At 36.5% G+C, this 22,595-nt stretch carries 15 protein-coding genes; 9 read left to right on the top strand and 6 right to left on the bottom strand.

The features are described 5' to 3' along the window. Positions 1-11: 11 nt before the first annotated feature. Both wecB and ACJAZP_RS07420 read right to left on the bottom strand, forming a co-directional pair. Positions 12-1,184, bottom strand: coding sequence for a non-hydrolyzing UDP-N-acetylglucosamine 2-epimerase (wecB, locus tag ACJAZP_RS07425; protein WP_415230111.1), 1,173 nt, complete (start codon positions 1,182-1,184; stop codon positions 12-14). 590 nt (positions 1,185-1,774) lie between these two features. Beyond that, positions 1,775-2,467 (bottom strand): PKD domain-containing protein, encoded by a 693-nt coding sequence (locus tag ACJAZP_RS07420; RefSeq protein ID WP_415230110.1) that lies wholly within the window; start codon positions 2,465-2,467, stop codon positions 1,775-1,777. Positions 2,468-2,718: 251 nt separating this feature from the next. Between ACJAZP_RS07420 and ACJAZP_RS07415 the strand changes: the two genes are divergently transcribed. After that, positions 2,719-3,843 carry a GNAT family N-acetyltransferase gene (locus ACJAZP_RS07415; RefSeq protein ID WP_415230109.1) on the top strand — a complete coding sequence of 375 codons (1,125 nt, stop codon included), beginning with the start codon at positions 2,719-2,721 and terminating at the stop codon, positions 3,841-3,843. Between the two features lie 7 nt (positions 3,844-3,850). On the opposite strand, the gene ACJAZP_RS07410 is transcribed toward ACJAZP_RS07415, so the two are convergent. Together ACJAZP_RS07410 and ACJAZP_RS07405 are read right to left on the bottom strand one after the other, a co-directional pair. Beyond that, the gene (locus ACJAZP_RS07410; protein WP_415230108.1) at positions 3,851-5,857 is read right to left on the bottom strand and encodes an alginate lyase family protein; all 2,007 of its coding nucleotides are present in this window, start codon (positions 5,855-5,857) and stop codon (positions 3,851-3,853) included. A gap of 9 nt (positions 5,858-5,866) precedes the next feature. After that, positions 5,867-7,354 carry an exosortase C-terminal domain/associated protein EpsI gene (locus ACJAZP_RS07405; RefSeq protein ID WP_415230107.1) on the bottom strand — a complete coding sequence of 496 codons (1,488 nt, stop codon included), beginning with the start codon at positions 7,352-7,354 and terminating at the stop codon, positions 5,867-5,869. Between the two features lie 530 nt (positions 7,355-7,884). Here ACJAZP_RS07405 and ACJAZP_RS07400 point away from each other — a divergent pair. From ACJAZP_RS07400 to ACJAZP_RS07365, 8 genes are all read left to right on the top strand, one after another. Further along, entirely contained in the window at positions 7,885-8,688 is an 804-nt protein-coding gene (locus ACJAZP_RS07400; RefSeq protein WP_415230106.1) for a WecB/TagA/CpsF family glycosyltransferase, read from the top strand. A 24-nt stretch (positions 8,689-8,712) separates the two neighbouring features. Continuing rightward, positions 8,713-9,705, top strand: coding sequence for a sulfotransferase (locus tag ACJAZP_RS07395; RefSeq protein WP_415230105.1), 993 nt, complete (start codon positions 8,713-8,715; stop codon positions 9,703-9,705). A gap of 2 nt (positions 9,706-9,707) precedes the next feature. After that, entirely contained in the window at positions 9,708-11,258 is a 1,551-nt protein-coding gene (locus ACJAZP_RS07390) for a lipopolysaccharide biosynthesis protein (RefSeq protein WP_415230104.1), read from the top strand. A gap of 38 nt (positions 11,259-11,296) precedes the next feature. Then, the gene (locus tag ACJAZP_RS07385) at positions 11,297-12,508 is read left to right on the top strand and encodes a hypothetical protein (protein ID WP_415230103.1); all 1,212 of its coding nucleotides are present in this window, start codon (positions 11,297-11,299) and stop codon (positions 12,506-12,508) included. Between the two features lie 13 nt (positions 12,509-12,521). Beyond that, complete coding sequence (locus ACJAZP_RS07380; RefSeq protein WP_415230102.1) at positions 12,522-13,943, top strand: phenylacetate--CoA ligase family protein; 1,422 nt, start codon at positions 12,522-12,524, stop codon at positions 13,941-13,943. A 92-nt stretch (positions 13,944-14,035) separates the two neighbouring features. Then, complete coding sequence (locus ACJAZP_RS07375) at positions 14,036-15,376, top strand: O-antigen ligase family protein (RefSeq protein ID WP_415230101.1); 1,341 nt, start codon at positions 14,036-14,038, stop codon at positions 15,374-15,376. Between the two features lie 202 nt (positions 15,377-15,578). Continuing rightward, positions 15,579-16,856: a glycosyltransferase gene (locus ACJAZP_RS07370; RefSeq protein WP_415230100.1), complete on the top strand. Its 1,278-nt coding sequence runs from the start codon at positions 15,579-15,581 to the stop codon at positions 16,854-16,856. Next, entirely contained in the window at positions 16,856-17,971 is a 1,116-nt protein-coding gene (locus ACJAZP_RS07365; RefSeq protein ID WP_415230099.1) for a CapA family protein, read from the top strand. The genes ACJAZP_RS07370 and ACJAZP_RS07365 overlap by 1 nt, the downstream gene beginning before the upstream one ends. A 161-nt stretch (positions 17,972-18,132) precedes the next feature. Here the strand turns inward: ACJAZP_RS07365 and ACJAZP_RS07360 are convergent, their stop codons facing one another. Together ACJAZP_RS07360 and ACJAZP_RS07355 are read right to left on the bottom strand one after the other, a co-directional pair. Further along, a complete protein-coding gene (locus tag ACJAZP_RS07360) occupies positions 18,133-19,878 on the bottom strand; it encodes a hypothetical protein (protein ID WP_415230098.1) in 1,746 nt (581 codons plus the stop codon). A 512-nt stretch (positions 19,879-20,390) separates the two neighbouring features. After that, positions 20,391-22,337, bottom strand: a complete 1,947-nt coding sequence (locus ACJAZP_RS07355; protein ID WP_415230097.1) for an acyltransferase family protein — start codon at positions 22,335-22,337, stop codon at positions 20,391-20,393. Positions 22,338-22,595 lie beyond the last annotated feature (258 nt).

Here is a 22,595-nt window from a genome sequence, read left to right as displayed (position 1 = left end):
CAATTACGCAATCAAATAATAACGGGTTCTGAAGTTACTATCATTTCTTCGGGTGCTGGCGTACCTAAAGAATTCATTATTTTATTGATTATTTTCTCGCAAGCCTGGCCGTCACCGTAGGGGTTATGCGCCCGGCTCATTCGGTTATAGGTAATTTCATTTTGTAGTAATTTTTCAATGGCACTGACAATCTTGTTTTTGTCAGTACCAACAAGCTGAACCGTTCCTGCGGAGAGCGCTTCGGGGCGTTCAGTGACGTCGCGCATGACTAATACCGGCTTGCCCAAACTTGGTGCTTCTTCCTGAATGCCTCCTGAATCTGTTAAAATAATGTGTGCTTTATCCATCAAATAGACAAAAGGAAGGTAATCCTGCGGCTTTATCAAATGGACATTTTTGACATTGCCTAAAATTCTATTCACAGGTTCGATAACATGTGGATTTAGATGTACCGGATAAATTATTTGTACATCATTATTTCTACTGGCAACTTCTGTAAGCGCCTCACAAATTCGCTCAAATCCGCCACCAAAACTTTCTCTTCGATGCCCCGTGACTAAAATTAACTTTTTGTTGGCGTCCAATAGGGAGAAATGAGCTGCTAATTTATCTGATAACTGTGTATTGTTTTTTAATTTATTGATCACCTGCATCAGGGCATCAATAACAGTGTTGCCGGTAACTTCAATTTTATCAGCGGAGATCCCCTCGCGTATTAAATTCGCTTTGGATCTTTCAGTTGGCGCAAAATGAAGTGAAGTAATAGCGCTGGTAAGCCTACGGTTTCCTTCTTCAGGCCATGGAGAATATAGATCGCCAGTCCGTAAGCCGGCTTCGACATGGCCGATAGGAATCTGTTGATAAAAGGCGGCTAAGCTGCTTGATAATGTTGTAGATGTATCTCCGTGGACCAATACAAGTTGGGGCTTGAAGTTTTTTAAAATTGGTTCAAGCCCTAATAAAATATTGGTAGTTACATCGGATAAAGATTGCCCGGGTTTCATTATATTAAGATCATAATCAGGTGTAATTGAAAATAATTCAAGTACCTGATCAAGCATCTCTCTATGTTGTGCTGTAACGCAAACTTTAGCGTCAATACCCGGCTGTTTTTTTAGCGCATCTACAAGTGGAGCCATTTTGATTGCTTCTGGTCGAGTACCAAAGACAATTAATATTTTCATAAGCATAATAATATTTCCGTATGAGCTGTAAATATAATGATGGAGACAAAATAATATTAAAGTTGAAAAAAATCACTTAACTTGTAATAACCTGAATTATGATACTTAGAAAAAAAATTTTAATACTTTAATTCTATATTATCAATAAAAAAATCACGACATGTGAGCGGGCCATCAGGTTTGGGTTATGATGATTTTTTTATATTATTTTATTCTACAATTAAAATTAAATTATCATATGGTTATGGTATTGACAATGGCAGATTGTTTGGTTTCTTCAATATTGGTATCGAAGATTAGTTGAACGGAAATAGTAATATTTACTTTATTTGCAACCGATAAAAAGGGTCAATTAATTGCCTAAGATAATAAGGTTTATTATTATCTTAGAATATATTCAACAAGGTTTGGTGATGAAGTTGTGGATTTAAATGTACAGCTTGATTATGCTCAATTACTTAGTTAATTTGCTACTTGATAAATTGATTTTAGAGAGTCTTTAAGCCACAAAAAAGTATTTTGTTGATACCGTTAGAGTGGCTGCTGAAATGGTATTGATTTTTTAACTGCTATTTTTATTATTAGGGTGGCTACAGAATATATTCTACCATCTCGCTTTTTTGACTTTCATATCCTGCGCTGTTAATGGCTGTTACGCAGAAAAAATAGTTAATGCCAGAGGGTAGATCATCAATAGTGTATGAGGTTAACCCAACATCGCTAACCAGTATGGTTTTATCGAGTTGTGCTTGATCTTGCCCATAATAAATTTTATAGCCTACTAAATTGGATAATTCTGAACCATCAGTATTTAGAATAGGAGCATTCCAGCTTATTAAAATACTATTTAATATTTCATCCGCTGGTAATACCGTTATATTTATTGTGTCTGTGTATTGAATGCCATCACTATCGGTAGCGACAACTTCAAATGTTAAATTATCGTTTACGGGGGCCGTAAATTCTAAATACAGTCGATCATTTGTTGTCAGCGTTACCGCCGAGCCGGATGTTTGTTTCCATTGATAAGTAACTATAGTGGTACTTTCCCCATTAATTTCAGGGGTTAATTCAACGATGTCACCAGCCTTTACTGTTATACCTGCAGGTAAATTAATAGTAAATTCAGCACTTTCAGCACTTTCAGCACTGTTTGGTGCTAATGTTAACGTGTCAGATGAAGAGCCACTATTACATGAAGTTAAAAATGATAAACAAAATAAACACGATAATAATAGATGAAAAGAGTTAATTGTAATGGATAAGTTTTTTAAATAGTTCATTGGATCCCGGTTCGTAATTTTAGCGATTGGGGACTCTAGCTTATAATCATAAAATGTATAATTTTTCAGACATGTTTAGGTGATTCTTAATGTAAATTTGTTATTTCATTGGTGTTTTTTATCCTGACTTTTTGCTCTTGTAATTTTGTTTTTAGAGTGATTTTTTATTGCATTGATTTTAAAGGTATTTAAATTTTTAAATGTTCAATCTAAATGTTCAATCTAAATGTTCAACTTATAAAAGGGTTAATATGTTAGTAAGCAATATAGAATCATTTGTATTCAGAGTGATTAAAGACTGGAATGATTTTGCAACGTTAAAAGAAGATTGGCAAAAATTACTTGTGCAATCGGATGCCGATAATCTATTTTTGACTTGGGAGTGGATCAACTGCTGGCGAATAACACAAGGAAAGTTGATAAAGCCGCTTATTATCGTCATTCAGGACAGTCAGGGTATTTTCGCTATTGCCCCTTTTTATATACAAGAATACCGTCTGGCTAACTTACTGACGTACCAGGCCTTACGATTTGTGGGCGATAAAGGCTCTGGCTCGGAATACTCCAACTTCATTGTTAAAAAAGAAAACAGTATCGCCCTTAAAAGCAGGCTCTGGGAATATCTGCTTAGCCCAGAGGTTAAACCGTGTTGGGATTTTATTTGGTTCACCAATGTAAAGGCTTGGGCTGAGGGCGGTCAAACGCTGCTGCAATCATTAGCTAGTGTTAAGGGACTTAACTGCAACCATCGTAACGTCGAATTTGCTCCGACTCCTTTAAATGATTTTTCTACTGATTTCTTACCTAAGCTATCTAAGAGTTTGCGCACTAACATTCGTCAAACCACTCGCCGTCTGGATAAGCTTGGTTCATGGGAAATGCTAACTTGCAAAGATGATGATGAGATTAGTGAACTTCTTGAGCAACTATTCAGCTTACATAATAAACATTGGTTACATTCTGGATTGGGTACCTTTGAACGACGTCCTGAATTAGCTGATTTTTACCGACTTTTTGTACCTTTAGCTTTAAAAAAAGGCTGGTTGAGGTTGCTTAGGCTTGAAAGTCACGGTGAAATTCAAGCGATGCAGCTTGGTTATGTATATAACAACGAATTCTTAGCCATTCAAGAAGGGTTTAATCCTGAGTTCATTCCTGGCATTGGGCAGGTGTTACGTTATTATTCATTCACTCATTGTCAGAAAGAAGGGCTAAGCTGTTATGATTTTTTGGGTGTTTATACGGATCATAAAAGGCGCTGGCTTGCCGAAAAAAAAATCGGTGCCAATCTTTTTATCTGGCAGACAAAAATAAAAAACATCCCTTTTACGGTTAAAAAAATCTGGCCTACGGGACGCTATCTCACAGCACTTTAATCTTTTATCAAAACCAACGAATAGATGTTATAAATTGTTGGCTAGCAGCTGTCTTTCCTGTGGCGATTAAAGTAGTAATTGGCGTTCTTTGGTGATAACCGCGGCTTACCCAGCCTAGTGATGTATGATCAGGATCTTTGTGCCACGCTCCCCGTACGGCTTCTAAGGTTAAGTTATCGGGTAAGGTTATCATCACTTTAGAAGTGCCTAAGATGAGACTGCAAACTTGACCATCAACTTTTATATCACAGCAATATTCTGACAAATGGAAATAGAGCGCAATATCATGATTGCCTTGTGATTGTATTTGATCTGTTATTTGTAACTCTTTTTGCTGTGCATCTAAATTTAAACTACGTTGATGGGTGACGGGGGAGACTAGTCGTAAATAACCATTATGCAGTCCAGTGACGATTCCTCCTCTAGGATTTGGCTGCCAAAGGGTACATTGTGCTTGTGCATGCTTTTCCCACATAAACGGACCACTCATAAGCGATTGATCTAAGGCATCGACCTCTATTGTATTGTGAGCTTGTGTTTTTCTGAGTTGATCACGCCAGTTCGGAAAACTGTAATAATCATAGGTGCCGCTATCGACTAACAGATCTTTACCATTGATTCGCATAACGAGACTTAATGCATCTGCATGTCCATGAGCCGCAATGGAAGTATAGCCAAGTTCAGCACAATCAAATAAAACACTGACCTGATCATTGTTGTTCAGGCTACCGGATTGTAGTAAATAATAGCCAGATTCAAAAAATCGATGCGATGTTAAAGGCGCTGATTGTAATGGAGGCGCAATATTTTTAGCTTTGCCCCGCTGATTAAATAACCAAAATGCAGCTTCGCTTGCTTCCTGGTAGTTGATGCGAAATATTTCATTATCATAAAGATGAGAAGCTAAATCGCAAAGAGCATTGATATCATGCACATGATTACCAAGATCCAATACATAACCATCATCTTGATCACCGAGCATAGGGTAGTCTTCTCCCCCTTGTGCAATGATGGCGATAAATTCGGCTAGTTTGTTTAAGGTATGTCGGTATTCCGAAGAAAAATCATCATTTTGCCAGTGCGCAATTTGTAATGAAAAAAGATAAAACTGGAAAACAAAAAATTGATAGCTAAAACCGTGCTCTTTGGAGCCGCCATCTGCAAAAGTTTGTGCTTGTATTTGGTTTTCTAAAACGGCTTTACTTTTTTGCCGCCATGTTGTCGCATCTTTTAGCATTGAAAAATAGCTGGCAGCAATATAAACCCCCGCGGCTTCACCAACTAAATGATTATTCGCCGATGAACCTTGCGAGAATTTACCACTCACATCTCGACAATGTAGATAGACGCTAGCTAACAAGCGCGTTTTAAATTCACCGGTAAATAATCCCGAATCGAGAATCAAGTCAATTGCCCATACCCAATTAATGATTCTTATTCCCAGTTCAAGCGGGTTTTTCCAGTTCATGCCATAACCGTAAGGGTTGGCATCCAACCAACTGGTTATCTGAGTGATGACACCTTGCGCATATTTTAACTCACCAGTAACCTGATAAGCGCGCGCTAATACAACAAACTGATGATGGCGGTTAGGCTCCCAAACCAACTTGCAGTCACCATTTTTTTTAATATCTCGATAATTGACCGACATGATAGCAGCGCGGCTGGTTTGTTGTCCTGTCGCATGATCTTTATGCCAGTTAATCGGTGTTTCTAAATCCACATCATGCAAATCAAAATAGCTAAGCTTGTGCTGTAAAATTTTATCTGCTTTAGCTACCAATGCCGGGCGCCATTGGGAATTAAACTGTTTAATATCTCCAACAAAAACTCGAAATGGTGGAGAAAAGGGCGCTTGTTGTTGATAGCCTGCTTGAAATGCAGGCGCGGCAACCATGTTCATCTTTACACGGAGATCTTCAAACAGTGCGGCAGATAAAGATGTAACACGCCAACTAATTTCTTGTATTGACATGGTTTTAATACGTTTTATATACCAAGACAGAGATTGCATAGGATCTTCTTATATCGATTTTTTAATATTAATAGGTTGTGCGCTAAATGCTGTTGCAAAGTCAGTCATTGTTTTTAAGGCCTGCTCCTTATCCTCATTATTATAATTAAATTCGATGGCGATCAGCGTAGCACCGGGCCGGCCTTTCAGTGCCGCTTGTACTTCATACCATTTAGCCATTTTTTTATCGGCGATATAATGCCCATCTACTAAATACCAATATGCGATTAAGCGCGAACGGTGACTATTTCGGTGCAGGGTTAACAAATTTATCTGCTTTAGAGGAAAAGAGGCTAATTCAATTGTCTGTTGTTGATCTTTAAACCAGCGGTCTTGATCAAATAGACTATTTTCAATAAAAATCATTTCAGCGCCTTGATATTGCCTGACGTAATTCGCTAAATAAACTTGGATTAAGTCTTTCTCCTGTAAAAAATGGCTATATTCTTCGCTTGTTACGCCTTTTGAGACGACTTTCCAATTATAACTGCTAGTTTGGCTCTCTCCTACTTTGGTATAATTGGGAATGCTTGGTAATATAAATTTATATTGAGGGTCATAGCGGGAAGAAATAATGGATGTGCCCACAGAAAAACAGATCACAATTGTAAATATTGAAAATAGATAGGTGATATTTAAACGTTGCTCTTTCTTTGGTGCGTTTTTATCATTGCTTTTAGCGGCTACCCGCTCTCCAAAATAGATATTACCGATAATTATAAGAGGAATAAAGCAGGCCGCAAAAACCAGCCAACCAAAGGTTAAATGATCTTGTACGATAAAGTGTTGCATTGCAGTTTGGCTGCCGACAATAACTATCACGGTGATACGAATCCAATTGGCGATGATAGCAACAAGCACCGCTAAAACGAAAAATAAGACCGCTGATTTACGCGAAAGATGATTAATTTGTGCAACAAAAACAGCGTATAAGGCCGAAGCCAGAAAAAAACCCAGTCCAGAACAGGCCTCTTCAACTACAAAAACACCACCCGGAGTCAGTAGATGATATCCATCTCTAATTATTTCAAAACCAAGTAAGTCTACGCTGTTGAAACTTACCCAAGTTGAGATCTCCCGCAAGGGTATTTGTAATACATTCCAGACAGGCAGGAGCAAAAAAATCATCAATAAAGGAAGAAATAAAGTGTTAATGATTTTAATACCGTAAAGAGAAAGTAATAAAGCCACGATAACAAGAAACAGACCGAGCATCTGTAACTGACCAATGCTAGCAAGATTTGCTACCAGCAGTAACAGGCTAGCCGCGCATAAGGGCAGAAGATTCACAAAACTGCTGCGGGGGGATGAAAACGCCTCTTTTTTTATCCAAAAAACATATAAAGCAAGCCCTAAACCTAATAAGCCATGATTATAAGGACCGGCACTCAACCATTCATCAAGAAGATCAAAAATAACCGATGAATTAGCCGCTACAATAATGGAGAAATTAAAAAGAAAAAATAGCGTTAAGTTTCTTCTATTTTGTACCCGCATGTCATTATCCCTAAAATAGTTTATGGTTCCGTTCAAGCGGACACCCGAGGTTGTAAATTATCATAATTAACCGATGTTAAATCACCGAGTTTGCTAATGGTTGTGATAACAAACTATCTTTCGATTTCTATCTTCATTGCTTCAGTTGTTAAGTGAATAATATTTAATCACCATTCATTCTTTTATGCATTCAATAATTCAAAAAAATCATATGAAGAACATATTTTTTAAGAAATCTTAAAGACACAATGGGAGATTAAAATGCATGAACTTGATTAATCTTTTAAATATATAACGTAAATAACTTTGAATATCAAAAAGCGACATTTTTTTGATTTATTGTTTGTTTGAGCACTTGGCAAGTATAACCACTGCTATTTTTATGGCAACCATTTGATTAATAATGTGAGAGAGAGTGGTTATAAGTGATAAAGATGAATAGAATAAATTACAATTTGCTATATTCTAATTATCTTCTTATATTGTGTGGTTTGTTATTTAATTACATTTTCAATCATGTGGAGTAGTTTATGTCAGTTTTACAAAATGTTGAAGATGACTCCCCTCTTTTTGCATTTGAAGTGACGCAAAGGGATGTCTGTTTATTCGGTATCAAGGTTCATGCGTTAGCTGTATCGCAAGCCTTAGATAATATTGATAGTGCAATAAAAAATAAACAATCCTTACATATCGGCATGTTAAATGCCGCCAAGATTGTCAACATGAAGCGTAATCCTGCTCTGGGTGATGATGTCCGTAGTTCAAATATGATCCTTGCCGATGGCAGTGCCGTTGTTATGGCGAGTAAAATTTTAAGAAAAACTTTACCTGAACGTGTTGCCGGGATTGATTTAATGCATGGCATCTTGAGCCGCGGCAATAAAGAAGGCTACCGTGTATTTTGTCTTGGTGCGACACCTGAAATATCGGCCAAAACAGAATCTGAAATTCGCAAACAATATCCTGGTGTTGTTATTGCAGGCACTCAACACGGTTATTTTAATGACAGTGAAGAAGCTGCGGTAGCACAACAAATTGCCGATTCTAATGCCGATGTTTTATTTGTAGCCATCACTTCCCCCAAAAAGGAGCAATTTATGGCGCGTTGGAATAAAACCATGCGTATACCGGTTGTGCATGGGGTTGGCGGTTCGTTTGATGTATTAGCGGGGAAAGTACAGCGTGCACCACTAATTTGGCAAAAATATGGGATGGAATGGCTGTATCGCGTGGTACAAGAGCCGGGGCGTTTATGGAAACGCTATCTGGTCACCAACACTTTGTTCTTAGGCATGTTAGTCAAAGAACTGTTTCTGCCGAGCAAACCTTTCTAGCCAATAAAATTAAGATGTTAAATTATGAGCAGTAAAAAACAACAATTAATTTATTTAGCCGCAGCCAGTCATTCTGGTTCAACCATGACCGCTATGCTGCTTGGGGCGCACCCTGATTTATGCAGTGTCGGAGAATTGAAAGCGGTTAATTTAGGTGCTAAAGAGAGTTATTTATGTTCATGTAAAACGTTAGTCAGTGAATGTGCTTTCTGGCAGGGTGTTAGTGACAAAATGGCACAAAGGGGCCAGGATTTTTCAATCTCGGCAGCAGGGATGGATATTCGCAGTGGTGCAACACCTTATATATTAAAACTGCTTAAACCGTTAGTGCGCGCGCCATCTGTGGAATTGATTCGAGATTTTTTATTGTCGCTTTCACCAACATGGCGCAAGCAATTGCCGATATTACAAAAACGTAATGCAGATTACGTTAGCGCAATTGCAGAGCAAGCAGCCGTTGAGGGCGTTGTTGACTCCTCAAAAATAGGTATTCGTCTTAAATATTTACTAAAAAATAAAGCTCTCGACATTAAAGTGATCTGGATAGTGAGAGATGGTCGTGGTGTATCGCTTGCCTATAAAAACCCCTCCGAATATGCAGATGCCAAAGATCCGACGCTGCGCGGTGGCGGTGCGGGTAAAACCCAAGAGCAAGGACGTGGCATTGAAGTAGGCGCTTATGAATGGATACGCTGCAATCAGGAGACGGAAGCGGTATTAGCAACCATGGACAAAGAAAAGTGGATGCAGGTTCACTATGAAGATATTTGTAACAATACAGAGCAAACATTAGATCGTATTTTTGAATTTATTGGCGTTGACCCAACAAAAAAACGCTTGGATTTTAAAACGGTAGAACATCATGTAGTCGGTAACGGTATGCGCTTGGATGATTCTGAAGTGATTAAGCTTGATGATCGTTGGAAAGAACAATTGAATGAAGCAGACCTTAAATATTTTTATGGTGTAGCGGGTGAGTACCATCGAACACTTGGCTACACTGAAGAAGAAAAATAATAATGACAGATTCGCAGAACAACAAAAAAGAAGATTTAAGTGGGCAGGATCGCTTTGCATGGAATTTAATGGTGAGTTGGGTTAGTCAGCTTGTTCTTATCATTTCTGGCTTTGTTATGCCGCGCTTAGTGGATGAAAAGGTCGGTCAAGTTGCACTGGGTATCTGGGACTTTGGTTGGTCTTTTGTTAGCTATTTAGCTTTACTTGGATTTGGAATGGGGGCTTGTTTTAATCGTTATATTTCAAAGCATCGTTCTGCAGGGGAGTTCGATAGGTTGAATGAAGTAGCAAATTCAGCTGTATTTGTGCAATTAGTAGTGGGCTCTGCCGTTATGCTTTGTACTATTTTATTTTATTTTTTACTGCCCAGTTTTTTTAGCGAATCATTAAAAGAAAATACAGCAATGGCGCAATGGGTGGTACTTTTTTTAGGTTTTAGTTTGTCAGTGGGAATGATTGCCGGATCTGCAAAGGGGTTATTAACCGGTTACCATCGTTGGGATATTCATAATGCATTGCATGCAGGCGATAGCATTTTTTCATTAACATTGATGGTTGCAATGCTTTATTTAACAGATTTTGGCGTTGCCGGAATGGCGTTAGGTTATTTATGTTCAACGATTGTTTTTGAAACCATTCGCTTTGTTTTTGCTAGCCGGATTTGTAAAGAGTTTCATTTTAATTTACGCCTGGCTAATTTAGTAACTTGCAAAGAGATGTTGATTTTTAGCATAAAAAGTATGCTGTCTAATCTTCCTCCAATTATTTTACTGCAGACAATTAATATCATATTAGTTAGTTCAATTGGCCCTGCTGCACTGGCTATTTTTGCAAGGCCTATGGCGTTAACTAGGCAAATAAAAACTTTTATAACTAAATTTACCTTAATGTTAACACCAACAACCGGCTCGATGCAGGGAGCCGGCGATATTAAAGGTATTCAGTCACTTTTTGTCAATACGACCGCTATTAGTTTTGCGCTTACTTTACCTGGTTTAGGTTTTTTATTTATTTACGGTGATGTGGTTTTACAATATTGGATGGGCAGTGATTACGCTCTATGGGGATTAATGATGGTTCTTGCATTAGGGCAATTATTACCAATGGGGCAAGATACCTCGATTCGAATATTGATGGGGATGAATCAGCACGGAAGGATATCCATTTGGGCCTTTATTTTAACATTTGTTATTTTTGCTATTGGGCTTCTTTTTTCTGGATTTAAAGACTGGGAGCTAACAACTGCTGCACTATTATTTGTTATACCAATGAATATTGTTTACGGTTTTATTGTGCCAATTTACACCTGCCGCGAATTGAAATTATCGTGGTTTAGTTATGTACGGAGTAGTTTTATCAGGCCGGTAATATATATTATTCCTTTTTTGGGATTGCTTTTTTGGTCTCGGCAAGCTTTTGATGCAAATGATAATGTCACCGCATTGACTACTTTTATCTGTTCTGGAGTCGTTACTATCATTATCTATTTTATATATCTAGTCCCTACTGGGATGAAACACAAGATCTTATGCCGTTGTAAGTTGCAGTCGTAACATATGTTGGCGTTTTAGTTTGTTAAGGTTTCCTCATTATGAACGTTAGTTTACGAAAGTACCCTTACCCTTATAGCGCAATGCTGGCTATTTGCAGTGATTTAGATGAAACGCCAAATAAAGAGATTTACTTTGAAACAGCGCGTTATTTAAATACCACGGAAGAGACCTTGTTAGGGAAAGGGGTGGGTTTAGAAGTCGGTAATACGATCTATTTTGATATGCCTGCTCATAATTTTTCTTATACGAATACCGATGATGATGGGCGAAGGAAGATCCAAAAGCTTATTCAATCCGGGCATATTGATTGTCTGCATTCTTTCGGTGATTTTGTCGCAAACCGAGATAGACTTGAAGAATGCTGGTTAGCTGTACGCCAAGGCGCAAGAAAAATAGAGGTATGGATAGATCACGCTCAAGCACCCACAAATTTAGATAATGACATCATGAAAGGCCAAGGTGCCGAGATGGGCAAGCCTGCTTATCATACTGATTTAACGGTGCAATCAGGCGCTTTACCTTTTATTTGGAAGGGCCGAGTGACCAGTTGTGTAGCGCAAAATAGCAAACGTAGTTACGCTAGTATATTTAACCTAAAACAGATTAAAGCCTCGAGCAAAACCATTTTATTGGAATTTATTAAAGGTTGGTTTGCGCGTTTGGGCAATAAAAAATATGCCATGCACAAAGCCAATAAAGTATTAAGAAAAACAACATTAATAGATGGCACGCCTGTTTTAGAATTTATGCGTTGCAATCCTTCTTGGGGAGGGGTGTCAATGTTTGATACTGCCCGAGGTATACATAATGTATTAACTACCTCAGTATTAAATGCATTAGTGAAGAGGCAAGGTTGTAGCATTTTTTATAGCCATTTGGGTAAGGTTTTTAGTAAAGAGGAGCCGTTTCAAGATAAAACTCGTCAGACTTTTGAGTTGTTGGCCAGTTATCAAAACAGAGGGGATATTTTAACTGCGACGACTCGGCGGTTGTTAGGGTATTTAAGAAGCATAGAAGAGTTAAGCTTTTCAGCGGAAGAAATTAATAATCAAGTGCATATACATGTAACTACTATGGCAAGTGCAAATGATTTACAAGGGTTAACTTGGTATGTACCAGCGAATAAAGAATCTGTTCTATGGATTAATAATAAAAAATATATGGATTTAATAACACACGGCCCTGATGAATGCGGAATACATAGTGTTTCAATTCCATGGCTCGAATTACAATTCCCAAGTTTTAACTAAGAATGGGCTCAGTATGAAGAAAGCATTTTCAAAGAAAAACCTATGGGAAGCAATGCCTTCCGTTTTAAAAAAAATTGCTGGCCTTTCGCTCTCATTTATACCTTTAGAGTATTTAATTGGTCGGAAATTTAGAGATACAACAAAAATTATTATATCTGCCGATAAGTGGACAAAAGCTGAGGTCGATGCCTATCATTTCGAGCAATTAAAGGAGCAAGTGAATAATGCTTATAATAAATGCCCTGCATATAAAAAATTATATGACACAGCTGATCTAGATATTTCAGTTTTTAATGAGTTAAGTGATTTTAAAAAGTTCCCATTAATAGATAAGGCTTTTATTAATGATAATATTGATGACTTGCTTTTAGTCGATAAAAATAACTCGGATGTCGATTATGTTACGACAGGTGGGACTAGCGGTGTTCCTTTGAGCTTTTATATTAATGCTGGTCGTTCACAAATAGAATATGCCTATTTAGTGGATGGTTGGCGTAAAGCTGGTTTTAAACTAGGAAATGTTAAAGCGGTATTACGGGGCCGTGTAACAGAGACTAGGGGCACGGTGCACCAAAGTTATGATCCGATATTTAATGAATATTATTATAGTAACTTCCATATGAGCAATGTTGATATGAAAAATTATATCAGCCATATAAAAACGTTAAAAAATTGTTTTTTACATGTTTACCCTTCTTCAATATATCAGTTGGCACGTTTTGCTAAAAAAGAAAATATAAGTTTTGATAATATTCAAGCAATTCTCGCCGAATCGGAAAATGTCTACCCCGAACAACGTACATTTGTCGAGTCTGTATTCAATTGTCGCTATTTTTCATCGTATGGACATAGCGAAAAGCTAATTGCAGCGGGGGAATGTGAGTATAGTAGCGATTACCATGTATGGCCGACTTATGGTTATTTAGAATTGCTAGATACAGATGGGTGCGTAATTACAAAAAAAGGACAAGTGGGAGAGATTGTCGGAACAGGTTTTATAAATACGGTAATGCCATTTATTCGTTATAGAACGGGGGATTTTGCTGAGTATGTAGGCCATTACTGTGATAAATGCAAAAGAAACCATTTAATTATTAAAGATATCAGAGGGCATAATATTCAGGAGCATTTAGTTGCTATTGATAACAGCTTGATTCCATGGTCAGCAATTAATATGCATGATGATACCTTTGATGACGTATTGCAGTATCAATTCTATCAAGAAACTCCCGGGGTTGCAGTGATAAAAATAAAAACGGGAGAAAGTTTTACAGACGAAAATAAACAGCGAATTATCAGCAATATTAGTCGTAAATTACAACATCGTGTAGAAATATCTGTAGCACAAGTGGATGACATCCCATTAACTGTACGTGGTAAATCTGTTTTTGTTGATCAGCGCATTAATATTTCAAATGAATCGATTATATTATGATTCGTATAACGCTTCTTACTCTGTTAATTGCGTATTTAAGTGTGTATGCCTGGAAAGATTGGTTTAGAGCCGCTTGCTGGTTGGTATTACTAATGGCTGTTTTTCAACACCCAGATATGCCTAAATCCATTGCAGGCGTACCGGGTTTAAACCATTGGAATTTTTTATTTATAAATACCGTTTTTTCTTGGCTCTCCAATCGGAAAAAAGAAAAGCTTTCTTGGGACATGCCTAAAAATATCAAAATATTACTATATTTATACACTTTATTCATATTTATTGGTGTGATCCGTTATTTTAATGACCATAGTGGTGTAATTGAATTATTTGAATCCATGGGGGTAAACCCACCAGGGGGAATAAATAGACTCAATGAATATCTGTTCAACTGTTTTAAGTGGGTGCTGCCGGGAATGATTATTTTTGATGGTTGCCGTAGTCGCAAGCAGTATAACTTTGCCATTGGCACTCTAACTTTAATGTTTATATTATTGGCACTGCAAGTCATAAAAGCGATGAAACTGGGATCGCTTACATTGGGAGGAGATGCCTTGCAGCATAAGGCGCTTAAAATCATATCAGATAGTGTCGGGTTTCATCGAGTAAACATATCAATGATGATGAGCGGCGCTTTTTGGGCTATTTTTTGTTTAAAAGAGTTAGTTAGTACAAAACATTACTGGCTATTGATTTTACCCAGTTGCTTAGCTATTTTTACTGCTATGGCAATGACGGGAGGGAGAACAGGTTATGGTACTTGGGCCGTTCTAGGTGTTTTTTATTGCTTGTTTAAATGGCGCAAATATTTGTTATTAGCACCGTTAATGCTCTTAGCTATAACAATGTTTGCTCCTTCTGCGATTGATCGTCTTAGCTTCGGTTTTTCAACTGATGATTCGTCTGAAATGCAATCACTTAATGAAACAAACAATGTGGAATTTGATGGAGCCGAAGTGGATCTTTATGAAGTTAGTTCAGGTCGAGTCTTTGTGTGGCCACTTGTTTGGCAGTCAATTAAAGAAGCCCCATTCTTTGGTTATGGGCGAGAGGCTATGCAAAATTTAGGGATTACTTTGAAAATTAAGCAAGATTATGGGAAGGGTGAAAACTTTCCGCACCCTCATAACGCTTATTTACAATGGATTCAAGATAATGGCTTTGTAGGTGCTTTCCCAGTATTTTTATTATATCTTCTGTTATTAAAGTATTCTTGGAGCCTCTTTCGTGATAACTCTGAAAAAATATATGTAGTCACGGGGGGCTTTTCATTAGCCCTACTGTTGGCCTTTTTGATAGCCTCGACAGGAAGCCAAACCTTTTACCCTAGAGAAGGGGCTGTCGGGATGTGGGTTGCAATAGGTTTGCTATTAAGAGTGTATGTTGAACGAAATAAAATAAATAATGAGGGTATAAGTCGTTTATTAGATAAATAGATTTATTTGTACTATTGTATTTAGGGTGCTCTGTTCTAGAATAATGTTGTCAGCATTTTATCTATATCTAACTCTTTGTAAATGTTGGAATTACAGTTATTTAGAAGTTTTTATAACATCTTGTGATTTATAGGATTACAAGATTGACAACAGTAAAATGAAACAGAACTAATTAGGTGGAATCTTATAGAAAGGGATGCTTGTGGAGAAATATGAATATACGGTTCAAAAATCACGTTTAATTGACTCTCAGAAAAACACATTGTTCAAACAACTATTATCAAGATTCGTTGTTTATCAAATAATAACGATTTCAAATTTAATTACCACTCTGTTCTCAAATAAATACAAAAACAAAAACAAAAACAAAAACAAGTTTGTATTTATGGGCCGCTTTGAGTCTGATAATTGGATTGCCGCTCATATTAAACCGTTAGCGGAATCTAATGTTTGTGCGCATATTTGGATTGTTGCAGATAAAAAAATGTTAGAAATAGACAATGTAACCTATGTTACTCCTTCTCTTTTTGTTCAAAAAATATTTGGTAGTGTTTTTGCACGAACTTATACTGCTTATAAAGTTACAAAAAACAACGATGTTGATTATGTTGGTGGTTTTCATTTATTGTTAAACGGAATCTTTGCGCATGTTGTTGCTAGAATGAACGGTGTTAAATCTATCTATTTTTGTGTTGGAGGATGGTCTGAAATCATAGGGGGCGGAGTGTATAGCGGAACCCCCATTTTTAAAAACACTGGTAAGCATGATTGTATTTTAGAGGGATGGTTAATTAATTATATAAAAAAAATTGATCATGTCGTAACAATGGGGACTAAAGCTAAATTATACCTAGAAAATAAAGGTGTTGAAAATGTAGTTGTAAACCCTGGAGGAATAGATAAAACAGTTTTTGAAAACTTGTTAGACGATAAAAACAAAAAGGTTGATTTGATTCTTGTCGCTAGATTAGATCCTGTTAAAAGGATTGATCGGTTTTTAAAGGTAGTAGAACAATTAAAACTAAAGTTGCCTAATATTTCAGCGTTAATTATAGGCGGTGGTAATCGACTTCAAGAATACAAAATTTTATCAGAGCAATTGGGACTTAATGAAAATGTTAAATTTATAGGAGCAACAGGCGATGTTTCTTCATATCTATCATGTGCGCGAATTTTTGTGCTCACATCTGATTCTGAGGGCCTTCCCTTGTCATGTATGGAGGCCGCAATACACGGATTACCAATCGTAGCATCTGATATAGGAGATTTATCAGATCTTATTGAATCAGGAAAAACAGGCTATTTGATTAATAAAGATAACATTATAGGTTTTGTTGATAGCCTGCAATCATTACTGATTAATAAAGATTTAGCAGAATCGGTTTCACTAGCAGCTTTACATAAATCAGAGACATTTACCCTTCATGCAGCCTCAAATATTTGGGATAAAACTCTAGGACAATCAGGTTCAAGTAAATAATGGACATTTTAAATCGAAGTTGGACAGTAAAATTAGAAGAATATACCTTAGAAATACCCAGATCTAATATGCTGTTCTTAGGGGACATAGCATTGGCTCGGGGAGTTGCTAGAACAATTGAGCGATATGGGAACGACTATAGTTTTGCGCATATTAGAGAGGTGTTTCTAGATAAATCTGCAATAATTTTTAATTTAGAATGTTGCTTAACAGATAGGGGGCAGGCTTGGGAGCCAAAACCCGTTTTAATGAATGGTAAAGCGCAGTATTTAGATATTTTTCCTCAAGGGGCTAATTATGTGGCAAATGTGGCAAATAATCATTTTTTAGACCTAGGTGTCCTTGGGGCTCAAGATACTATTGATGCGGTATATAAAAAAGGAATGGGTTGCTTTGGGGCGATTGATGATAATTTCAAAAACTTTGAACATACAATTAACTTACCAAGTTCAAAAATTTCGTTAATTGCTTACTCACCTGCTGCGCATCCTTTTACTGATAGCGCTGAGGTAAACGTTTCCTACAAATCAGTAAATAATATGATAAAAGATGTCGAAAAATTAAAAATAGCAGCAGATTTATTGATTGTATCTTTGCATCAAGGTGTTGAATTTTGTCGTTATACCGATAGAGTTTCAAGAAAAAGAGCATATGCATTAATAGATGCAGGCGCAGATTGTATTATTTGTCACCATACTCATGTCATACAGGGAATTGAAATATATAAAGGGAAGGCAATATTCTATGGAATAGGTAACTTTTTGATTGATATTGATACTAAAGCAATGCCCAATACTAAATACAGCCTAGGACTTGAATTTAGTACGCAAGGTGAAAAAATAAAGGAAATAAAAGTTGTACCATTTTTTATCAATGATGAATTGCAAGTGGAGTATTTAGAGGGAGAAAATAAGAATAAGCTACGACTTGAAATTAACTGGTTGTCATCTTTTTTCAATAATTCCTCTTTTAGTTGGATTAATTATGCGTTAGCGCGTTATATGTGGCTAAAATTACACTTAAACTCAGTAGCCAGTATGTACAAAAGAGCTGGGCTGGTGGCTGTTGTACGCTATTATTTATCACGCACTATTGCTAAAACACTTAATCGATGAGATATGCAGGTGTAATATTAATGAAGCATTTACTTCTACTGGCTCTGATTTCTCACCTCGTATTTTTTATCTCACTGATGATTAAAAACACTCGATAATACTATGCTATCGGATATCTCGAATTTTAAACCACCGACATTAGTCGGTGGTTTTTAACCTCATTATTGAGTATCAATAATGAGGTTACTTGGGCTCATAGGAACACTATCTTCTTCTGTTCCACCTGTTACTTGTTTAACAGACGAGCTTTCAAACGGGCCAATATCGATGCCAGAACCTTGAATACGATTCATTCCGAACATATCACTATCTACACTAGATAGCATAGGGAAAGCGGCAGTAAACGCCGTTGTTAAAATTTCATCAACGTTAGCGCCTGCATCTGTGAGTAAAGAATAATCTAAGCTAGTAATGCTTGTCCCTGCAATAAGAGCGTCAATATTAGCAAGTGTTATAAAATCATCACCCGCAACATTTCCGCTTGCTCCAGGGAGTGCATTCAATGCGGCGGGTGTTGTGTATATAGTAGAATTACCATCTCTGACCCTCATACCAGAACCAAAGTAATTGTTTTCAACCCAATAATTAGTGTTAAGCAAAGCCTCTAATGCCCATATATGATAACCACTACCTGCTTCATTGAAGCCTGGTGTGACATCTAATATAATATTGTTTTTCATATGTACAGGAATCCAACCAATTTTACTTATACCGTTGAAAGCATCAAATATTAAGTTGTTATATATCCAAATTTGGTCTGATCCATAAGAATTTATCCCCGCAGATTGATACGCATTAGTTGCCCCGTATGGCTGTACTGGCCTAATGTCATATATAACATTACCTATAATGTACTGGTTGCGATAATACTCATAGGCTGTGTTTGAACTCTGTGTTGATGGAAGCCTGATACCATACTCCATTCCGTGGATGTGATTATTAATAAACCACACGCCAACGGGTACAGCTTGTGCCGCTATACCTTTTGAGACAGACCATGAAGTTGATATTATATCGTGAACATGGTTAGTGGATATTACTGTATTAGTCGCCCACTTCACGCCAATGCCACTTTGTCTTACACCGTAAATATGATTAAGCCCTATATAGGTATTATGGGTCTGTATTTCTTTCCCAGTTGGGCCTACTTGGACACCTGCACCAGAACAGGCAGTAATATCATTGGATAATATCCAAGTATTAGAAATAGACTCTTTTAAATCTATACCTGTTGCGTCAGAGTCACCTGTACTCGCCATCGGGCCGTAATTACTAATAGTATTGTTGTATATAATAGTATTTGTGGTTGGTATAGTTTCTGTTCCCATTGCAATAATACCCGAATGGACAACATCACCTGTGCCAACCAAGCTATTATTTCTAGCTACAATATTATTATTACCAGTTCCCGTTGTATAAGACCCTATATGTAGACTGCCACCATCTCTAAATGAAAGTCCATCTAAGAATACATTAGTCCCAATTAATACTGTTAGAGCTTTGAATGTTCCATCCGAGACTTCGGTTGTTGTAACCCATACAGGGCCAGTAACTCCGGCCTCCCATGTATCTTCCGTTCCCTGACCATTTATAAAAAATGCTGCTGTGTTTGAAGGATAAGTTCCGGATATTTCCACATATGAACCGGCGGGGATTGGGCTAGGTATAGATGCTCTGGGAGCTGTTGGCGTACCATATACATTGGAATTTGACCCCGTTGATGCGTTTATATAATAGTAACCAGCGATAGTCCTACTCCAATCACTTGGCCTAACAGGTGCATCTTGTGTAAAATCAATATCTGTATCCGGTATCCCTGTGGGCATAGTATATGCGGATACATAGTTAAACACTGAAAGTAGTAATATTATTAATAAATAATTAATATTTTTTATTAATTTGTTCATTGTTAGCTCCATGTTAAAATATACGAGGTATCTCCAAGTATAGGTTGGTTTTACTTGCATGCTATTTACAATTGGCGTTCCTTAGGGAATGAAATAAAGTGTAGTTATTAAAAATAATTGCAATAAAAAATGTTTAACTACTTATTTACTGACGTTACGCACTACATTATTATAAATCAATAAGTTACTGTTTTTAGACCTTGCTGTAAGCCCTATTCTATCAGGGGACTGTGTAACATCTGTTATTTATAATCTAACTATTTGGAAAGATAAGTATTTATGGATTAGAAACAGAAAATGAGCTTAATTTAAGCTCATTTTGAATGAAAATTAAAAAATCACTAACTCCAGTTAATTCTAGCTAAACTTATGTCAGTCTGTTTTCACTAAATGACGTTGAATAAATTATAAGTAGATCAACTATAAATAGGTATAAAAGTCGCTCCTTTTTCCTTAATCATTTCTTGATATTAGCAGGAATTTGTCAGTTTTTAAAAAGTGTCAAAATGCCATTAATATATTAAAAAGTCACTTGGAAGTCGTTTACCTAAAGTTTCTTCTCCTAAGCTTGATAAGTGATCACCATCATCCCACAATATTTTTTCACAACTCATAAAATCCTCTGGAAATTTATAGTCTAAAATTTCGTTTTGAGATAAAAATTTAATATTATTGATCTGGGTTATATTACTTTCAATTTTTTTATCAAGCATTCTAAACGCAGCTAACTGATTCTTTCTTAGCTCAAATTTAAAGTTGCAACCTCTATTTAATACCTGCCTATTGGTAAATTGAGGTTCAACCCTACTACTAAACCACGTAACTGGTGCAAAGTTACTGATTTTTTTAAGGTAATCAGTAACTCGAGATATATGCACAGTATCAAGACTAACCCCCTCTACTTTTTCAAATAAACCTAATTTACGAAGCATATCCCTTGATCCTTTATTTCCTTTTTTATCTAGTAATAAATACAGCCCACCTTGCTCATAAATAATATGCTTGAATATATTTGCGTTCGTAGATAAAAATTTTCTTACTTTTTCATATTGACAAAATTTCTTGTGTGTGTGGGGGCGGCATCCTTCTGAATTTGTAATACCAACGATAAAAGGATCATTAAATCTAGAAGACACCATGCCAAATAAATCTTTTGCGTGACTGTCACCCAGTATCATTATGCCAGCACCATAACTTGACTCACACTTTTTTAACCTTAGTTCAATTGTGCTTGTTAAGTTTTTAACATTAAATCGGCAATCGGAGTAGTCTTGTTTCCCATTTAAATTAGTTCCCCAATTACCGGCTTGCGGAGACATTTCTGCCAAAATACTATATGTTTGCTTTGTTAATAAATCTTGCTTGACTATCCATCCATTTTTCCCGTTGATAGACGAAATATAAAGCGAAAGCAACACAATAAATGAAAGCATATATATAGGTTTGCATTTTAAATGCTCAAGTACCCCCCTGAAATCGTTTCTAAACTTGATTTTTTCAATATAAGTATAACTCATTCCTCCTAAAAAAATTGATAAAAGAATCCCTAGATAAATTTCATCTAATGAAAAATAATAAAAAGCAGCAACGATAGGCCAGTGCCATAGATAAATAGAGTAAGACCAAGAGCCTAATTTCTGAAAAATAACGTTGCCTGTAATAAAACTATCACCACATTGTGATTGAATAACTAAAAAAGAACCTAAGACCGGAAATATAGCTAAATAGCCAGGCCAAGGGGTATCTTTAGACATGAATAAATAAGATCCCATTATTAAGGTTAAACCACACCATTCTAATATTTTGTTTTTTTTGTGTTGTCCTGAGAATGGATAAAGATAAGCAACTCCACCGGCCATCATTTCCCAAAACCTAGTCGGTAAAAGGTAATATGCAGGGGTAGGCCATTTATAGGTTGCAATTGTGCAAAAAATGAAACCTAAAATGGTTCCAAATAAAATGGTAGTTTTCATTGCTTTAAAAGATATACATTTCCTTAGAGCAACAAGCAGTAAGGGATAAATTATGTAAAATTGCCATTCAGTAGACAATGACCAAGTGTGTAATAACCATTTCTCATGTGAAGCAGCGTCAAAATAACCGGATTCCTTCCAAAACATAATGTTAGATAAAAAAGTAATGCTACCACTGGCATGCTTGCTCAGAGCTTTATAATCAATAGGAGTAAGGTAAAACCACCCCAAAATGAGTAAAAAGAAGCAGAGTACTGCTAATGCAGGAATAATCCTATTTACTCTAGCAATATAAAAGTTCAAAATAGAAAAATTATTTTGTTCTATCCCTCGAAAAATTATCCCTGTCATTAAAAAACCTGAAATGACAAAAAAAACATCTACCCCTGCAAATCCTCCTGGCATCCAAGATTCATTAAAATGAAATAGTACAACAGCAATGACTGCAATTGCTCTTAAGCCGTTAAGATCTTTTCTAAATGTCAAAATATAATACCAACTATGAATTAAAGTAAATTAAATACAAAAATATATATCTTAAATGTAAATAAGTCATAACTATAAGACAAACTGTTATTATATCTAGGTTGTTATCTTATAAATGCAATTGTTCGTATCGGTGATTTAATATTTGCCAAGACTAAACGGTATTTTTACCAATTTTTATGTAACTTTGAAAGAGCAATGTCGTCCTTTTATGATCAGTGACAGTAACTGATGGAGGCCCTAAAAGCGTCACTAAGG

This window comes from Psychromonas sp., assembly GCF_047632955.1.
Taxonomy (GTDB): domain Bacteria; phylum Pseudomonadota; class Gammaproteobacteria; order Enterobacterales; family Psychromonadaceae; genus Psychromonas.
This window is presented reverse-complemented; position numbering and strand designations above follow the sequence as displayed.

Bases quoted from the DNA above. Each gene is read 5' to 3' on its own strand.
- ACJAZP_RS07365 (WP_415230099.1), top strand. From the start codon at position 16,856: ATGGACATTTTAAATCGAAGTTGGACAGTAAAATTAGAAGAATATACC.
- ACJAZP_RS07420 (WP_415230110.1), bottom strand. From the start codon at position 2,467: ATGAACTATTTAAAAAACTTATCCATTACAATTAACTCTTTTCATCTA.
- ACJAZP_RS07385 (WP_415230103.1), top strand. From the start codon at position 11,297: ATGAACGTTAGTTTACGAAAGTACCCTTACCCTTATAGCGCAATGCTG.
- ACJAZP_RS07410 (WP_415230108.1), bottom strand. From the start codon at position 5,857: ATGCAATCTCTGTCTTGGTATATAAAACGTATTAAAACCATGTCAATA.
- ACJAZP_RS07415 (WP_415230109.1), top strand. From the start codon at position 2,719: ATGTTAGTAAGCAATATAGAATCATTTGTATTCAGAGTGATTAAAGAC.
- ACJAZP_RS07400 (WP_415230106.1), top strand. From the start codon at position 7,885: ATGTCAGTTTTACAAAATGTTGAAGATGACTCCCCTCTTTTTGCATTT.
- ACJAZP_RS07390 (WP_415230104.1), top strand. From the start codon at position 9,708: ATGACAGATTCGCAGAACAACAAAAAAGAAGATTTAAGTGGGCAGGAT.
- ACJAZP_RS07395 (WP_415230105.1), top strand. From the start codon at position 8,713: ATGAGCAGTAAAAAACAACAATTAATTTATTTAGCCGCAGCCAGTCAT.
- ACJAZP_RS07405 (WP_415230107.1), bottom strand. From the start codon at position 7,354: ATGCGGGTACAAAATAGAAGAAACTTAACGCTATTTTTTCTTTTTAAT.
- ACJAZP_RS07375 (WP_415230101.1), top strand. From the start codon at position 14,036: ATGGCTGTTTTTCAACACCCAGATATGCCTAAATCCATTGCAGGCGTA.
- wecB (WP_415230111.1), bottom strand. From the start codon at position 1,184: ATGAAAATATTAATTGTCTTTGGTACTCGACCAGAAGCAATCAAAATG.
- ACJAZP_RS07380 (WP_415230102.1), top strand. From the start codon at position 12,522: ATGAAGAAAGCATTTTCAAAGAAAAACCTATGGGAAGCAATGCCTTCC.
- ACJAZP_RS07360 (WP_415230098.1), bottom strand. From the start codon at position 19,878: ATGAACAAATTAATAAAAAATATTAATTATTTATTAATAATATTACTA.